This window comes from Aeromonas sp. SCS5, assembly GCF_001887375.1.
GTDB classification, from domain to species: domain Bacteria; phylum Pseudomonadota; class Gammaproteobacteria; order Enterobacterales; family Aeromonadaceae; genus Aeromonas; species Aeromonas jandaei.
This window is the reverse complement of record NZ_LFCS01000011.1, coordinates 152823-168093: the sequence shown is the minus strand read 5'-3', so window position 1 is coordinate 168093 and position 15271 is coordinate 152823. Positions and strand designations below refer to the sequence as shown.

General features: G+C 62.3%; 11 protein-coding genes and 2 tRNA genes. 5 read left to right on the top strand and 8 right to left on the bottom strand.

Features of this window, described 5'->3' with window-relative positions:
* Positions 1-203 precede the first annotated feature (203 nt).
* Together BS300_RS15690 and BS300_RS15685 are read right to left on the bottom strand one after the other, a co-directional pair.
* Positions 204-278 (bottom strand) — tRNA-Gly (locus tag BS300_RS15690).
* A gap of 38 nt (positions 279-316) precedes the next feature.
* Positions 317-401: transfer RNA gene (locus BS300_RS15685), tRNA-Tyr, on the bottom strand.
* 264 nt (positions 402-665) lie between these two features.
* On the opposite strand from BS300_RS15685, the gene coaA reads away from it, so the two are divergent.
* Positions 666-1604 (top strand): type I pantothenate kinase, encoded by a 939-nt coding sequence (gene coaA, locus BS300_RS15680; RefSeq protein ID WP_033114855.1) that lies wholly within the window; start codon positions 666-668, stop codon positions 1602-1604.
* 100 nt (positions 1605-1704) lie between these two features.
* Here coaA and birA read toward each other — a convergent pair whose 3' ends face one another.
* Together birA and murB are read right to left on the bottom strand one after the other, a co-directional pair.
* Positions 1705-2670: a bifunctional biotin--[acetyl-CoA-carboxylase] ligase/biotin operon repressor BirA gene (birA, locus tag BS300_RS15675; protein ID WP_071913862.1), complete on the bottom strand. Its 966-nt coding sequence runs from the start codon at positions 2668-2670 to the stop codon at positions 1705-1707.
* A complete protein-coding gene (gene murB, locus BS300_RS15670; protein WP_071913860.1) occupies positions 2667-3704 on the bottom strand; it encodes a UDP-N-acetylmuramate dehydrogenase in 1038 nt (345 codons plus the stop codon). The genes birA and murB overlap by 4 nt, the downstream gene beginning before the upstream one ends.
* A gap of 126 nt (positions 3705-3830) precedes the next feature.
* Between murB and BS300_RS15665 the strand changes: the two genes are divergently transcribed.
* Together BS300_RS15665 and BS300_RS15660 are read left to right on the top strand one after the other, a co-directional pair.
* Positions 3831-4484, top strand: coding sequence for a TrkA family potassium uptake protein (locus BS300_RS15665; protein ID WP_043850763.1), 654 nt, complete (start codon positions 3831-3833; stop codon positions 4482-4484).
* Positions 4481-5836: a TrkH family potassium uptake protein gene (locus BS300_RS15660; protein WP_071913858.1), complete on the top strand. Its 1356-nt coding sequence runs from the start codon at positions 4481-4483 to the stop codon at positions 5834-5836. The genes BS300_RS15665 and BS300_RS15660 overlap by 4 nt, the downstream gene beginning before the upstream one ends.
* Positions 5837-5913: 77 nt before the next feature.
* On the opposite strand, the gene BS300_RS15655 is transcribed toward BS300_RS15660, so the two are convergent.
* The 3 genes from BS300_RS15655 to BS300_RS15645 all read right to left on the bottom strand — a co-directional run bounded on the left by BS300_RS15655 (position 5914) and on the right by BS300_RS15645 (position 10492).
* Complete coding sequence (locus BS300_RS15655) at positions 5914-7908, bottom strand: DNA topoisomerase III (protein ID WP_071913856.1); 1995 nt, start codon at positions 7906-7908, stop codon at positions 5914-5916.
* 67 nt (positions 7909-7975) lie between these two features.
* The gene (locus BS300_RS15650) at positions 7976-8473 is read right to left on the bottom strand and encodes a response regulator (RefSeq protein ID WP_071913853.1); all 498 of its coding nucleotides are present in this window, start codon (positions 8471-8473) and stop codon (positions 7976-7978) included.
* A 54-nt stretch (positions 8474-8527) separates the two neighbouring features.
* Positions 8528-10492 carry an ATP-binding protein gene (locus BS300_RS15645; protein ID WP_043850760.1) on the bottom strand — a complete coding sequence of 655 codons (1965 nt, stop codon included), beginning with the start codon at positions 10490-10492 and terminating at the stop codon, positions 8528-8530.
* A gap of 276 nt (positions 10493-10768) precedes the next feature.
* Between BS300_RS15645 and BS300_RS15640 the strand changes: the two genes are divergently transcribed.
* Together BS300_RS15640 and torA are read left to right on the top strand one after the other, a co-directional pair.
* Positions 10769-11899: a NapC/NirT family cytochrome c gene (locus tag BS300_RS15640; RefSeq protein ID WP_071913851.1), complete on the top strand. Its 1131-nt coding sequence runs from the start codon at positions 10769-10771 to the stop codon at positions 11897-11899.
* Positions 11900-11920: 21 nt separating this feature from the next.
* The gene (gene torA / locus BS300_RS15635) at positions 11921-14401 is read left to right on the top strand and encodes a trimethylamine-N-oxide reductase TorA (protein WP_071913849.1); all 2481 of its coding nucleotides are present in this window, start codon (positions 11921-11923) and stop codon (positions 14399-14401) included.
* A 375-nt stretch (positions 14402-14776) separates the two neighbouring features.
* On the opposite strand, the gene BS300_RS15630 is transcribed toward torA, so the two are convergent.
* Entirely contained in the window at positions 14777-15238 is a 462-nt protein-coding gene (locus BS300_RS15630) for a hypothetical protein (RefSeq protein ID WP_071913846.1), read from the bottom strand.
* Between the last annotated feature and the right edge of the window lie 33 nt (positions 15239-15271).

Genomic DNA, 15271 nt, shown 5'->3' with positions numbered 1-15271 from the left:
TTTATTACGCTCAAATTTTTCTTTAGACATGATCGTCCCTCTAAACTAACGCTGAGTACGCGGTGGCAAGCTAACCACAGAACAGTTTATATGATGGATTTGAATCTGGTGGGGAAGAGAGGCTGGTGCTGACAGACAGGTTCGACTGCCGACTTCACCCTGAGGGCGTAGCTCTTGGTATCGCCTGAGCCATATCAGCATCTTGGAGCGGGCAGCGGGAATCGAACCCGCATCATCAGCTTGGAAGGCTGAGGTAATAGCCATTATACGATGCCCGCATTTCTCTAACCCAAAGAACTCAAACCGCAGAGAAATATGGTGGAGGGAGAAGGATTCGAACCTTCGAAGGCAGAGCCGTCAGATTTACAGTCTGATCCCTTTGGCCGCTCGGGAACCCCTCCAGATGCCAGATTGTCACAGTGGTAATTCTGCTTGCACCCACTGTTTTTTATCGCTTTTGCCGAGCAAACAGGCGACAGACATCCAAGCGTCGCGCATTTTATTGTAAGGATTTGGGGGATGCAACCATTGCACCTTGCAAAATGTGGATTATTGCCGGGATCCGGGCAAAAAAGTGGAGGGATTCAGGCCAATCTGGATGCGTCCCTTGTCGCTCTCCACCCCTTGGTGTATGGTCGCCGTGCCAAAGAAACAGTGATGACACCATGACGACAGAGCATAACCCCTATCTGCAATTCACCCGCGAAAAATGGGCGTTATTGCGCGATTCGGTCCCCCTGACCCTGACCGAACACGATCTGCAAACCCTGCGCGGGATCAACGAAAAGGTGTCATTGAAGGAGGTAGAGGAGATCTATCTGCCCCTCTCCCGCCTGCTCAATCTCTATGTCAAAGCCAAGCAGCGCCGCAGCCGGGTACTGGAACAGTTCCTCGGCCAGTCACGCGGCAAGGGTACCTATATCATCAGCATCGCCGGCAGTGTGGCGGGGGGCAAAAGCACCACGGCTCGTATCCTGCAGGCGTTGCTGGAGCGCTGGCCGGAACACCCGCGGGTGGAGCTGGTCACCACCGATGGCTTCCTCTATCCCAACAAGGTGCTGGAGGAGCGTGGCCTGATGCGCCGCAAGGGGTTCCCGGAATCCTACGACATCCGCCATCTGGTGGAGTTTGTTGCCAATATCCGGGCTGGCCACGAGAAGGTGGAAGCGCCGGTCTACTCCCACCTTATCTACGACATCATCCCTGACGAGAAGAAGGTGGTGGAGCAGCCGGACATCCTGATCCTGGAAGGGCTCAATGTACTGCAGAGCGGTATGGATTATCCGCAGGAACCGCACCGGGTGTTTGTCTCCGATTTCGTCGACTTCTCCATCTATGTGGATGCCGAAGCCGATCTGCTGCGCACCTGGTATATCGAGCGCTTCCTCAAATTCCGCAGCGGTGCTTTCTCGGACCCGGACTCCTACTTCCACCACTACGCCAAGCTGACCGAGAGCGAAGCGACCCAGATCGCCAACAACATCTGGCAGGATATCAACTATCTCAATCTGCAGGAGAACATCCTGCCGACCCGGGAGCGGGCCAACCTGATCCTGACCAAGGGCAACGAGCACGCCATCGAACAGATCAAGCTGCGCAAATAAGCACGGCAGTTCGCACCGTTGCAGATAGCCGGATAACAGAGAGGGGACCCGCAGGTCCCCTCTCTTTTTTGTCGCTAACGATTATCGTCAGGCGCAACGCTCAATCACCCCGGCGCAGGGAGAGTTCGCCACCCAGATAGAACTTGGTCCCCTCCTCCGTCTCCAGCCGCAGGGCGCCGCGATCGTCGATACCACGGGCGATACCGCGGATCTCCTGCTCCCCCATCAAGAGACGGACGGGGCGACCGGCAAAGTGGTCGAGCCGGTTCCACTGATCGACAAAGCTCGCCAATCCACTCTGCTCGAAGGTCTGCATCGCCCGCTGCAGATAGGCGATCATCCGGGCAGCGAGCTCATTGCGATCAACCAGCTCGGGATTGATGTGGCGCAACTCGGCCCAGGCCTGATCGATCTTCTCCCCTTCACGGGCCGGCATCGCCAGATTGAGGCCGATCCCGATCACCAGATGGCAACTGGCACCGGCGCTGCCGCTCATCTCCACCAGAATGCCCGCCAGCTTGCGCCCCTGATAGTAGAGATCGTTGGGCCACTTCAACTCGACACCGTGATAACCGAGCGACTCCAGCGCCTCTACCACGGCAACACCAACCGCCAGACTCAGCCCCATGGCGGCAGCCATCCCCTGCTCCAGCCGCCAGTACATGCTGAGGATCAGCTGGCAACCGAACGGCGAGACCCAGGGCTTGCCACGGCGACCGCGCCCGGCAGTCTGGCACTCGGCAAGGCAACTCTCGCCAGAGCGCAGTTGATTGACCCTGTCCAGCAGATGCTGGTTGGTCGAACCGATCACCGGGAAGCAGTGCACCGGCGCCATCGGTGCCAGTGCCTGCAGCTTCGCCTCGTCATAGAGCGCCATCGGCACCGCCAGCCGGTAGCCCTTGCCGGTCAGGCTAAAGAGATCCAGCCCCAGCTCTTTGAGTGCAGCCATGTGCTTGCTCACTGCCGCCCGGCTGATACCGAGCTGCTCGCCCAGCTGTTCGCCGGAGTGAAACTGGCCATCGCTGAGCAGGGTGATCAGGGTCTGTCTGATGGGAGTCAACGTCATGAGAGCACCTCATCGAGCCAGGTTTCACCCTGCGCGCCCATGAAGCGCACCTCGTGTTCCAGCACCACACCAAACTTCTGCTCCACGCTGTCGCGCACGTGTGCCGCCAACGCGATCAGCTCCATGGCGCTGGCGCCCCCCAGATTGACCAGTACCAGCGCCTGCTCCTGATGAACGGCGGCGCGGCCGATGGCAAATCCCTTGAGACCGCACTGATCGATGAGCCAGCCAGCCGCCAGCTTGGCTTGCCCCTCCCCGGCCGGATAACAGGGCATCTGCGGATATGTCAGTTTGAGCGAATCGGCCAGCGCGGCGGGCACCACCGGATTCTTGAAGAAGCTGCCGGCGTTGCCGAGTACGGCGGGATCCGGCAGCTTGGCAATGCGGGTGGCGCAGACGGTGTCGAAGATGGCCTGCGCGCTCGGCTGGTCGCCAAGCGCAGCCAGCGGGCCATAGCCCAGCACCGGCTGCCATGCTTTGGGTAGCTTGAGGCCGACTGCGGTGATCAGATGGGAGCCCTGATACTCGTGCTTGAAGATACTGTCGCGATAGCCGAAGCGGCACTGCTGCGCCTCGATCCGCTCGATCTCACCGCTCTGCCAGTTGAAGGCCTCGACATAGGCACAGAAGTTCGCCAGCTCGACCCCGTAGGCGCCGATGTTCTGCACCGGGGCCGCACCGACCGTGCCGGGGATAAGCGCCAGATTCTCCAGTCCGTACCAGCCCTGTTGCAGGGTATGGCAGACCAGTTGATGCCAATCCTCACCCGCTGCGACATGGAGCAGCCAGTGATCGCCCTGATCCTGAGCGGTAATACCCTTGAGGCGGTTGAGCACCACCAGACCGTGGAAGTCGGTCGTAAACAGCACATTGCTGCCACCACCCAGGTTCAGACGGGGCAACGTGTTCAGCTCGGCATCACTTCGCAGGGCAGCCAGATCCGCGATCAGCTCCACCTCGGCCAACCAGAGGCAGTAAGCATCGAGGGCGAGGGTGTTGAGTTTCAACAAGGAGGCGTTGGCATTCAGTTTCATCTGTCTATCCCGGCTTGGTGCAAGGACGCAGTCTACCTCAAGTTGCCGGTGACGAAAAATCTGTGCTCTTTTCGGACGAATAACAGTGGTTTAGAGTAGTCAGCTTCAACTGTTGAGGAATAACTCATGAACAACCAGTTTGCCGTCATCGGCCTGGGCCTGTTTGGCAGCGCGCTGTGCGAAGAGCTGCAGCGGCAGGATGCCGAGGTGCTGGCTATCGATATCGACGAGAGCAAGACCCGCCAAATCGCCACCCTCTGCAACCACGTTGTCGTGGCTGATGCCACCGATGAGGCTACCGTCGCCGAGCTGGGGCTGGCCAACTTCGACATCGTCTTCGTCGCCATCGGTGACAACCTGGAAACCAGCATCCTCACCACCCTCGTATTGAAAGAGGCGGGTGTGAAGAAGGTGTGGGTCAAGGCACGCGACAAGTTCCACGCCAAGATCCTGCAGAAAGTGGGCGCCGACAAGGTGATCAACCCCGAGTGGGACATGGGCCGCCGGGTCGCGCAGAGCATGCTCGACAACCGCCTGTTCGACTATCTGGAGCTGGGTCACGACATGGTGCTGACCGAGTTCGTCATCGGCTTGCAGCAAAATGGCAAGGCGCTCAGCGACTTCCACCTGTTGCAGCAGAACGACTTCCAGCTGCTCGCCATCAAGCGCGGCGAGGTGCTGCACAACGTACTGACCGGCAAGATGGAGCTGCAACTGGGTGACATCCTCATCCTGGCAGGCAACAAACACGCGATCGACCACTGGCTGGAAACCCTATGACCCGTTGGCGCAACAGCTTTGCCTTCGCCCTTCACCGGGAGGATGACTCCCGCTGGAGCGAGGCCAAGCTGATCCTTGGCAGCTTTCTGATCATCCTGCTGATAGGCACTATCTTTCTGGTGCAGCCCTCCAGCCATAACGGCGAGGTGAGCTTCATCAACGCCCTGTTCACCGCCACCTCGGCCATCTGCGTGACAGGTCTTGGCGTGGTGGACACCGGCACCGCCTTCACCCTGCAGGGGCAGATCTTTCTGATCATGTTGATGGAGATTGGCGGGCTGGGGCAGATGACCATGACCCTGCTGCTCATCGCCATCTTCAGCAAGCGGGTCGGCCTGCGCCAGCAGGTACTCGCCAAGGAGGCGCTGGGACAGGAGGGCTCGGTCAACATCATCCAGCTGGTGAAGCGGATCGTGCTGTTCGCCTTCATCGCCCAGCTGATCGGCACCGGCCTGATGGCCATTCGCTGGGTGCCCGAAATGGGTTGGAGTCGCGGCCTCTATGTCAGCTTCTTCCACGCTGTCTCAGCCTTCAACAACGCAGGTTTCTCGCTGTTTGCCAACAACCTGATCAGCTACCGGGATGACCCCCTCATCTGTCTGACCATCGCCGGCCTGCTGATCCTCGGCGGTATCGGCTTTACCGTTATCGTCGATCTGGTGCGCAACCGTCGCTGGCGCAAACTGAAGCTGCACAGCAAGCTGATGATCCTGATGACGCCGGCCCTGCTGCTGCTGGGGACCGTGGTCTTCTGGCTGCTGGAGCGCAACAACCCGGGCACTTTTGGCAACGCCGGTATTGGCGGCCAGCTGCTGGCGGCCTTCTTCCAGTCGGCCAGCGCCCGTACCGCAGGTTTCAACTCCATCGACATCGGCCAGATGGTGCCCGCCTCGCTGCTGTTCATGATGATGCTGATGTTTATCGGTGCCGGCGCGACCTCCACCGGTGGCGGTATCAAGGTGACCACCTTTGCCGTGGTGCTGCTGGCGACCAAGGCGTTTTTGACCAAGCGCCCTCACGTCACCGCTTTCGGCCGTACCCTGTCGCCCCAGATCGTCACCCGCTCGCTGGCCATCATCATCGTCAGCACCATGGTGCTGATGCTGGCCATGTTCCTGCTGATGATCACCGACGCCCTGCCGTTCGACAAAATCATGTTCGAAACCATCTCGGCCTTTGCCACCGTCGGCCTCTCCACCGGCATCACCCCGAGCCTGAGCGGCCCGGGCAAGTTCATTCTGGTACTGGTGATGATCTGCGGCCGTCTCGGCCCGCTCACCCTCGCCTTTATGCTGGCCCGCCCGAGCGAGACCCGCATCAAGTATCCGGAAGAGAGCGTCTACACCGGCTAATGACCGCTGGCCGTTACGCCGACAAAAAGAGAGGGGCCATCATGGCCCCTCTCTTTTTTCCTGCAGACACCCCATGGTCAGGCCGCCTGGCTTTTGGTCGTCCGCTTGCCCGTGCTCCTGCCTGCACTTTTGCCTGAACTCTTGCGAGGCGCAGCGCCGCCAGCAGCCGGACTCTTGCGCTTGGCAAAGCGCCGCTTGCCGGCGCCCGGCGCCTCCTTGGGCAGGGCGCTGAAGCTGGCGCCAGAGTCCTGCCGCGCCCCCTCAATCAGACCGTGCAGCTGCTCGGTGAGCGGCCCCATAAACTGCTGGTAGCTGCCGTGACGCTCGGCGATCTGGCCGAGGCTCTGCTCCCACAGCGCCGTCATATCCGGCGTGGTGGCGGTGGCTGGCAGCGCCTGCACCAGTGCCCGCCCGGTCGGGGTCGCCTTGATGCTCTTGCCCTGACGCACCAGAAAGCGGCGCTTGAACAGCAGATCGATGATACCGGCCCGGGTCGCCTCGGTGCCGAGGCCGTCGGTGTCGCGCAGGGTTTTGCGGATCTCGGGATCCTGCACATAGCGGGCGATGCCGGTCATGGCCGCCAGCAGGGTGGCATCGGTGAACGACTTGGGAGGCTGGGTCATCTTCTCCTGCAGCTCGCCACGCTCGCACAGCAGTTGTTCGCCCTCCTTCAGAGCCGGCAGCGTGCCCGCCTTCTCTTCGTCGTCATCCTCCTCCACTCCGAGCAGCGCCTTCCAGCCCGCTTTCAGAATGCGCCGAGCCTTGGCCTGAAACAGGCCACCGGCGATGCGCAGCAACACCTTGCTGTCGTTGTATTCGAACGGGGGATAGAACTGCAGCAGGTACTGGCGGGCAATCAGGCCGTAAAGCTTCGCCTCGTCGGCCCCCAGCGTGGCGGGGTTGCCCTGCTTCTCGGTGGGAATGATGGCGTGGTGGGCATCCACCTTGCTGTCGTTCCACGCCTTGCTGCGGATCTTGCCGTCCGCCTCGGCAACTGCCCTGGCCAGCGCAGGAGCCGTAGTGGCGATGGCGCCGCGCACCTGCTCGGCCCGGTTGAAGTGATCGCTCGGCAGATAGCGGCTGTCGGAGCGCGGATAGGTAATGAGCTTGTGGCGCTCGTAGAGGCTCTGGCAAATATCGAGCACCCGCTTGGCATCCATGCCGAAGCGCTTGGCGGCATCGATCTGCAGGCTGGAGAGGTTGTAGGGCAGCGGCGCCGCCTGCTTGCGGGCCTGCTCCTCCACCGACTCAACCTGAGCGGGTTGGCCATTGATCCGGCTCACCACCTTGTCGGCCAGCGCCCGGTTGAGCACCCGCCCCTCCTCGTCCTGCCACGGCAGACAGGCTTCGGACGGCAGCCACTTGGCGGTGAAACGCTCGTTGCCGTCGGTCAGCAGATGGGCCAGCACCTCGTAGAAGGGTTTGGGGACAAAGGCCTCGATCTCGAGATCCCGCCGCACCACCAGCCCGAGCAGCGGGGTCTGCACCCGACCGACCGAGAGCAGCTCGCTGCAACCGGCCTTGCGCCCGAGCAGGGTGTAGGCGCGGGTCATGTTGATGCCGTAGAGCCAGTCGGCCCGACTGCGAGCCAGCGCCGAGACCGCCAGCGGCACGAACTCCTTGTTGTCTCTGAGCTTGTCGAGGGCGCGGCGCACCGCAGGCGGGTTGAGATCGCTGATGAGGCAGCGCTGCACCGGCCTGGTTTTCGGGTAGCCGAGAAAGTCGATCACCTCGTCCACCAGCAGTTGTCCTTCCCGGTCCGGGTCACCGGCGTTAACCACGCAGTCGGCCTGCTTGATCAGCCGCTTGATGACGGTGAGCTGGGTTTTGGTCTTGGGCTTGGCCACCAGCTGCCACTGGGTGGGGACGATGGGGAGATGCTCCATCCGCCACTGCTTGAAGGCGGCGTCATAGGCATCGGGCTCGGCCTGCTCCAGCAGGTGACCGATACACCAGGTGACCACATCCCCCTGGGCGGTCTCGATAAAACCGTCGCCCTTCTTGTGGGGCTTGGGCAGGGCATCGGCAATGGCGCGCCCCAGAGTGGGCTTCTCGGCGATGAAGAGTCGCATCGGTGACTACCTGAAACACTGTATATGCAGACAGTATACAGCGCCCACCGATAAAGCCCAACCGCGACTACTCGTCGAACGGATTGTCGTGAATGGCGGCAAACAGCCGCGCCTGATTGAGCACGGGGGCATAGTGGAAGGCGTTGTCGCCATCCTCCGCCAGCAGGTAGTCGGTCAGCTGCTCGCGCACCGCCTCTTGCAGGGTCTCCAGCTTCCACGGCTTGGCGAGGTAGTAGTGCAATCCGCCGCGGTTGACCGCCTCTATGGTCGCCTCCAGCCCCGCCTGCCCGGTCAGCAGCAGCTTGCGGCTGGCCCGGGTCGCGCTACGCCGGTTCAGCTCTACCAGAAAGTCGACCCCCAAGGTTCCCGGCATGATGTGATCGCAGAGGATCAGCGCCAGCCTGCCCCCCTCCCGCTCCCACTCGTGCACCACCTCGCGCGCCTCATCGACGCTCTCGGCGCCATCCAGCTCGAAATGGCTGCGAAACGGTGCGAGGTCGTGGAGCACCGCCTCCAGCACCTCCCGCTCATCGTCCACGCACAGGATCAGATAGTGTTTGTTCATTGCTCCTCCTTGGCGGCGCACCACGGCACGCCCTCTGTTGGCAGATGCGTCCGCTCAGGCCGCATGCTCGTTGTGGCGGGGCTCTCCCCCGTAGTCGGCCATCCCGATATCCCCCAGCGGCAGGCAGACCCGCATCCGGGTGTAACGCCCCGGCTCGGAGGCCACCTCGATCCGGCCGTGATGCTGCTGCACGATCTGCAACGAGACGCTCAGGCCAATGCCGAGGCCAAAGTGCCCCTCCCGCTTGGTGGTGAAGTTGAGATCAAAGATCCGCTGCCACAGCTCGGGCTCGATGCCACAGCCGCTATCCTCCACCTCCACCATCACCCAGCCGGGCTCCGGCAGGCCGGTGCGCACCGTCAATCTTCCCGGCTCGCTCATGGCATCCAGACTGTTGGCGATGAGGTTGGTCCACACCTGCTGCAGGGCGGCGGGATGGCAGCGCACCAGCGGCAGGGGTTGGTACTCCTTGCAGAGCTCATGCTGCTTGAGGCGGTTCTCGAACATCAGCAGGGTATCTTCCAGCCCCTCGTGCAAGTCCACCAGCGAGGGCTCGTCCCTGTCCTGCCGGGCATACTGCTTGAGACTCTTGACCAGATCGCCGATGCGACGGGCACACACCTCGATATTGCGCAGGAAGCTGCCGGTCTGCTGGAACAGCTCCAGCTGCACCAGCAGAGCTTCCCGCTCACTGGCGGTGCGCCCGGCAAACCAGCGTTGCCAGCTCAGCTCGTCATCCAGATTCATCTGCACCGCCAGCCGCGCCTGCTGACGCTCGCCAAAGCGCCGTTCGGCCTGCCGGGTCTTGTCGCGGATCTCGCTGGTCGAGACCGGCTGGGAGGAGAGCGCCTGACAGAGGGTCTGATTGCCCAGCCCCTTGAGGGCAGCGGGCAGTTCGAGGTTGATGAGATCAGGGATGGCGGCACGCAGGGTCTCGCTGCCGCGGATAATGGCCGCCACCGGGTTGTTGAGCTCGTGGGCGACACCAGCCACCAGCTGGCCCAGCATCGCCATCTTCTCGCTCTCCATCAGCTGGGCATGAGCCGCTTCGAGGGAATCGAGGGTCTGTTGCAACCGCATCTCGGTGCGGATGCTGTTCTGCAGGCGGCGGTTGAAGTGACGCAGCAGCAGGTTGGTAAAGGAGGGGAGCAGCTCGCTGCGCGCCTCCATGACGCGGGAGAACTGCAGCTTGTCGAGCTTGATCACCTCGGCGCCGGTCAGGGTCACTCCGGTGGTAAAGGCGGGTTCGCCGGTGACGAAAGACATGCCCCCCACCAGCGCGCCGGAGCGGTAGTGCACCACCTCCTGATCGACCCCGTGGGCGTCGCGCTTGCGCAGCACCACCTCCCCCTTGGCGATAAACCAGAGGAAGCTGTTGGGCTCCCCCTCGCGGGTCAGCACATGGCCCGGACTGTAGTGGCGGCAGACCCGCGCCTCGTCGTTGCCTTCGAAAAACTGGTAGAGGCCGTCGATCACCACCCGCGACAACTCCTCGTCGCTGCAGCGGGTGTAATCCATAAAGCCCTGACGATACTCGGCCAACTGGCGATCGACATGAGCCCGCAGCAGTCGCTGGTTGTCGAGCACGGTTGCATAGCTCAGCAGATCCGCCTCCGGGCAGTGCAGCACGAACTGGCTCGCCTGCTCGATGACGGCGCGGCGCAGGCTGCCATCGCGCCAGGGGCGCTGCAGGTAGTAGTCGAGGCGGCCGAGGTTGACCGCCTCGATGATCGATTTCATCTCGGGCTGGCTGCCCAGCAGGATCTTGCGGCACGCCTCGTGCTGGCTGCCGAGGCGGATCAGAAAGTCGGCCCCGCGACCATCCCCCAGATCGCTGTCGCACACCACCACGGCCGGCGGCTGCCCCTTGCGCTCCAGCTCCTCAAGCGCCAGCTCGGCCGACTCCTGCCCGGTGGCGACCACCAGCACAAAGCGGCTGAGCAGCGGAGCCAGCTCCTGTTCGAACTCGGCCAGCAGCTGAACATCGGCGGCGACACACAGCAGGGAGAAAGGGCTCATCAGCGACACTCCGTTGAGGCTCGATCCCGACTATATCAACGAATCCGTCAGGGTTTTGCGAGGGGGCTAACAGCGGCAGAAGAAAGTAAAATAATCATTAAATCGACAATTTACAGAACTAAATTCGATAAATCAGTCAATAACAAAACATTAATCACAATGTGACGCACATCTTAAAATTCAAACCATGATTGAGGTCAACGCCCCCTGCGCCTCCGATGACTACCATGTACCTACTACTATGTTGGTATTCATCGACCACAGGACACAGCCCCCATGATTGGAAAACTGATAAGAAAAACCTGGTTCTGGCTCCTGCTGCTGGGCGCCATGTTGGGTATCGCCGCCCTCGGCGTCACCGTGACCGTGCTGCACAAGACCAGCTCCACCGAATTCTGCGTCTCCTGCCACTCCATGCAGACCCCGCTGGCCGAGTATCAGGGCAGCGTCCACTTCCAGAACACCAAGGGGATCCGCGCCGAGTGTGCCGACTGCCACATCCCGGGCGACCCCACCTCCTATCTTTGGACCAAGATCCGCGCCGTTAAGGATATCTATCACGAGGCGATCGGCACCCTCGACACGCCGGAGAAATACGAGGCCCACAAGCTGCGGATGGCCCAGACCGTGTGGGACGAGCTGAAAGCCAATGACTCCGCCACCTGCCGCAGCTGCCACAGCTACGCGGCCATGGACATTCTGGCCCAGCGCCCCAACGCCCGCGCCGAGCACCCCATCGCCATCAAGGATGGCCAGACCTGCATCGACTGCCACCGCGGCGTCGCCCACATCATGCCCGACATGAGCGGTCTGGCTGCCGCCGGTGCCAGCGAGCTGGCGCAAGCCGCTGCCCAGACCCCGGCCAGCGTCACCACCCGCTACGCCATCGCCACCACCCCGCTCTATCTGGATGCCAACGCCAAGACCGATGAAGGCACCCTGATGCCCTCCACTCAGGTTGAGATGATGGGCAAGGAGAATGGCCGCGCCCGGGTGCGCATCGATGGCTGGCAGCAGGATGGCGTGAGCGAAGTGTTCTACGCCGCTCCCGGCAAACGGATCCTCAGCGTGCTGGTCGGCGATGCCGCCAAGAAAGCGCTGGTCACCGGCAAAAGCGAAACCGACAGCGCCACCAACCTCACCTGGCATCAGGTCAGCCTGACCGCCTGGGTAGACGAGAGCCAGCTCATCGGCGATCAGGGCAAGCTGTGGCAGTACGCCTCCACCCTGATGTCCAACAACTGCACCGGTTGCCACGGCCTTACCGCGCTGGATCACTTCAACGCCAACCAGTGGATCGGCGTCATCAAGGGGATGGAGTCTCGTACCTCCCTCACCCCGGAACAGGCACGCATGCTGACCCAGTATGTCCAGAAACACGCCAGCGACATGAGCGCGGCCCACTGAGGCTGGTAGAGGAGAATCCCAATGACCCGTTTTAACGACAAGAAGACCAATCTCTCCCGCCGCAACCTGCTCAAGGGGCTCGGTGCCTGCGCCGCCCTGCCCCTGCTCGGCGGCATTTTCCCGAAAAGCGCGCTGGCGCAAGCCATCAGCACCGCACTGAGCCAGTTCCCGACCCTTGTTCAAGCCCAGAAGGGCATTCTGACCGGCGCCCACTGGGGTGCCTTCGAGGCGATCGTCGAGGATGGCCGCATGGTGCGCGTCCAGCCGGTGGCCGATGATCCGGCGCCGAACGATCTTATCGATATGGCTCCGTTTCAGGTGCACGCCAAAAACCGCATCAAGTACCCCATGGTACGCAAGAGCTGGCTGGAGCACGGCCCGGGCGCCAAGCCAGAGCTGCGCGGCGCCGACGAGTGGGTGCGGGTGAGCTGGGAGAAAGCCATCGAACTGGTGGCCGGCGAGATCCAGCGCGTCCAGTCTGATTTCGGCCCGCAGGCGATCCACGCCGGTTCCTACGGCTGGAAGAGTGTCGGCATGTTCCACAACAGCCGCACCCTGCTGCACCGCCTGATGAACCTCTCCGGCGGCTTCACCGGTTATGCCGGTGACTACTCCACCGGCGCGGCTCAGGTGATCATGTCCCACGTGATGGGCTCCATCGAGGTGTACGAGCAGCAGACCGCCTGGCCCAACGTGGTGGAGAACGCCGAACTGGTGGTGCTGTGGGGGGTCAATGCTCAGGTGACCCTGAAGAACAGCTGGAACATGCCGGATCACGAAGGCCAGGCTGGCTTCAAGGCGCTGAAAGAGAAAGGCACCCGCGTCATCAGCATCGATCCGGTCTACAACGAGACAGCCAAGCTGGTCGGCGCCGAGTGGATTGCCCCGAACGCCTACACCGACGTGGCCATGATGCTGGGTGTGGCTCACACCCTCTACAGCGAGAAGAAGCACGATCAGGCCTTCCTCGATCGCTACACCGTCGGCTTCGACAAGTTCCTGAACTACCTGCTGGGCAAGGATGACGGTCAGCCGAAGAGCGCCGAGTGGGCGAGCAGCGTCTGCGGCGTCGATGCCAGGGTGATCCGCCAGCTGGCCCTCGACATGGCCGCCAAGCGCACCATGATCATGGCCGGTTGGGGCATGCAGCGTCAGCAGCATGGCGAACAGCCGAACTGGATGCTGGTCACTCTGGCCTCCATGCTGGGCCAGATCGGCCTGCCGGGCGGCGGCTACGGCTTCAGCTACCATTACTCCTCCGGTGGCAGCCCCACCGCCAAGGGCGGCATTCTGGCGGGCATCTCCGCCGGCAACGCACCGAAGAACAGCCCGGCCCCGATCCCGGTGGCCCGCATCGCCGACTGTCTCGCCAACCCGGGCAAGACCATCGACTTCAACGGCCGCAAGGTGACCTATCCGGACATCAAGCTGGTCTACGTGGCGGGCGGCAACCCCTTCCACCACCATCAGGACACCAACAACCTGCTGCAGGCGTGGCGCAAGCCGCAGACCGTGATCGTCCACGAGCCCTACTGGACGGCGACTGCCAAGCACGCCGATATCGTGCTGCCGGTCACCACCAGCTACGAGCGCAACGATCTGGAGATGGGCGGCGACTACTCCCAGCGCTATGTGTTCCCGATGCACCAGTGCGTGCCGCCCCAGTTCGAGGCCCGCAATGACTTCGACATCTTCAGCGCCATCGCCGCCAAGCTGGGCGTGCAGGAGCAGTACACCGAAGGGAAGGACGAGATGCTGTGGCTCAAGCAGATGTACGACGGCATGGCGGCGCAGGCCCGCGGCGCCCGGGTGGCACTGCCGCCGTTCAACATGTTCTGGGAGTCCAACAACTACATCCGCTTCCCGATCCCGGAGGCCAACCGCCAGTGGATCCGTCACGCCGATTTTCGCGAGAACCCGCTGCTCAACCCGCTCGGCACCCCGTCCGGCAAGATCGAGATCTTCTCCAACACGGTGGCGGGGATGGGTTATGCCGACTGCGCCGGTCATCCCAAGTGGTATGAGCCCAGGGAGTGGGTGAAGAGTGAAGTGGCGGCGCGCTATCCGCTGTCGCTCAACACCTCCCACCCGACCCAGCGGCTGCACTCCCAGCTCGACAACACCCCGCTGCGGGACAAGTTTGCCATCGCCGACCGCGAGGCGATCATGATCCATCCCGCCGACGCCAAGGCCCGTGGCATCGCTCAGGGGGATCTGGTGCGTGCCTTCAACGAGCGCGGCCAGATCCTGGTGGGCGCCCTGCTCTCCGAGGATGTGCGCCAGGGGGTAGTGCGGATCTGCGAAGGGGCCTGGTACGACCCGGCCAAGCCGGGCGAAGCGGGCAGCATCTGCAAGAACGGCAACGTCAACTGCCTCACCTTCGACGAGGGCTCGTCCAGTCTGGCGCAGGGCAACTGCGGCCACATGGCCCAGCTGCAGATCGAGAAGTACACAGGCCCGATGCTGGCCAACACCGCCCACGCGGTACCGGCCAACGGCTAAGGCGGTTGCTACCGGACAAAACGGCGCCATGATGGCGCCGTTTTTTTATCCCGGTTGTGGCGGGGAGATCCCTTGTCGGGATAAGTGCCAGCGCCAATAGCGAAGATCGGCAGATCCCCTCGCACAGCGCTGGCGGCGCGCGCAGGCACCGTGAGGGGCCTGATTATCCTGCATAAATTTAATTTATGACTTTTCCGATAATGACCCGATTTTTACTTATACCAATGACCAAGCGCCCCATGGCGGCCCTGCCCGGCTCTTATGCCGCCCCACAGGGCACCGCCCGATCACCATAAGGACGCGCCATCCGCGCCAATAAAAACGGCGCCCGAAGGCGCCGATTCTTTATCGCTGCGATGACAGGAGAGAGGGAAATCAGAACTCGCCCTCTTCCATATACTCCTGCGCGCACTCTACCAGTTGCGGCCAGAGCTCTTCCGGCACCCAGGCATCCGGGTCATCTTCGTCGCCATCGTACTGGCTCCAGAAGTAGCGGCGCAGGCCGGAGGCAAAGTCGTCGCTGATCTCGGCAAGCTCCGAGAGCGGCCCCAGCCAGGCGATGCGACGCAGGCCGGAGGCGAGATCGTTGATGGCATCCATCAGGGTGCGATCGTCGAAGCTCTGCTCCACCAGCAGGGTGAAGCGGTCGCGCGCCTGCTCGGTCTGCTCCTCTTCCAGCTCGCCCACGTCGGCCAGCAGATCGACATAATCCTCCAGCAGGTAGGCAATCAGGCCATCCCGATCTTCAAACCACTGGATCTGGGCACCATTGATCCCCAGAACCGAAGCATCGAATGAGTCGTCGAGGTGACACAGTGCCCATGGATCATCAGTCATGGTTCTCTTCCTCAGGCTAAAACAGGTGCCATA

Bases quoted from the DNA above. Each gene is read 5' to 3' on its own strand.
- coaA (WP_033114855.1), top strand. From the start codon at position 666: ATGACGACAGAGCATAACCCCTATCTGCAATTCACCCGCGAAAAATGG.
- birA (WP_071913862.1), bottom strand. From the start codon at position 2,670: ATGACGTTGACTCCCATCAGACAGACCCTGATCACCCTGCTCAGCGAT.
- murB (WP_071913860.1), bottom strand. From the start codon at position 3,704: ATGAAACTGAATGCCAACGCCTCCTTGTTGAAACTCAACACCCTCGCC.
- BS300_RS15665 (WP_043850763.1), top strand. From the start codon at position 3,831: ATGAACAACCAGTTTGCCGTCATCGGCCTGGGCCTGTTTGGCAGCGCG.
- BS300_RS15660 (WP_071913858.1), top strand. From the start codon at position 4,481: ATGACCCGTTGGCGCAACAGCTTTGCCTTCGCCCTTCACCGGGAGGAT.
- BS300_RS15655 (WP_071913856.1), bottom strand. From the start codon at position 7,908: ATGCGACTCTTCATCGCCGAGAAGCCCACTCTGGGGCGCGCCATTGCC.
- BS300_RS15650 (WP_071913853.1), bottom strand. From the start codon at position 8,473: ATGAACAAACACTATCTGATCCTGTGCGTGGACGATGAGCGGGAGGTG.
- BS300_RS15645 (WP_043850760.1), bottom strand. From the start codon at position 10,492: ATGAGCCCTTTCTCCCTGCTGTGTGTCGCCGCCGATGTTCAGCTGCTG.
- BS300_RS15640 (WP_071913851.1), top strand. From the start codon at position 10,769: ATGATTGGAAAACTGATAAGAAAAACCTGGTTCTGGCTCCTGCTGCTG.
- torA (WP_071913849.1), top strand. From the start codon at position 11,921: ATGACCCGTTTTAACGACAAGAAGACCAATCTCTCCCGCCGCAACCTG.
- BS300_RS15630 (WP_071913846.1), bottom strand. From the start codon at position 15,238: ATGACTGATGATCCATGGGCACTGTGTCACCTCGACGACTCATTCGAT.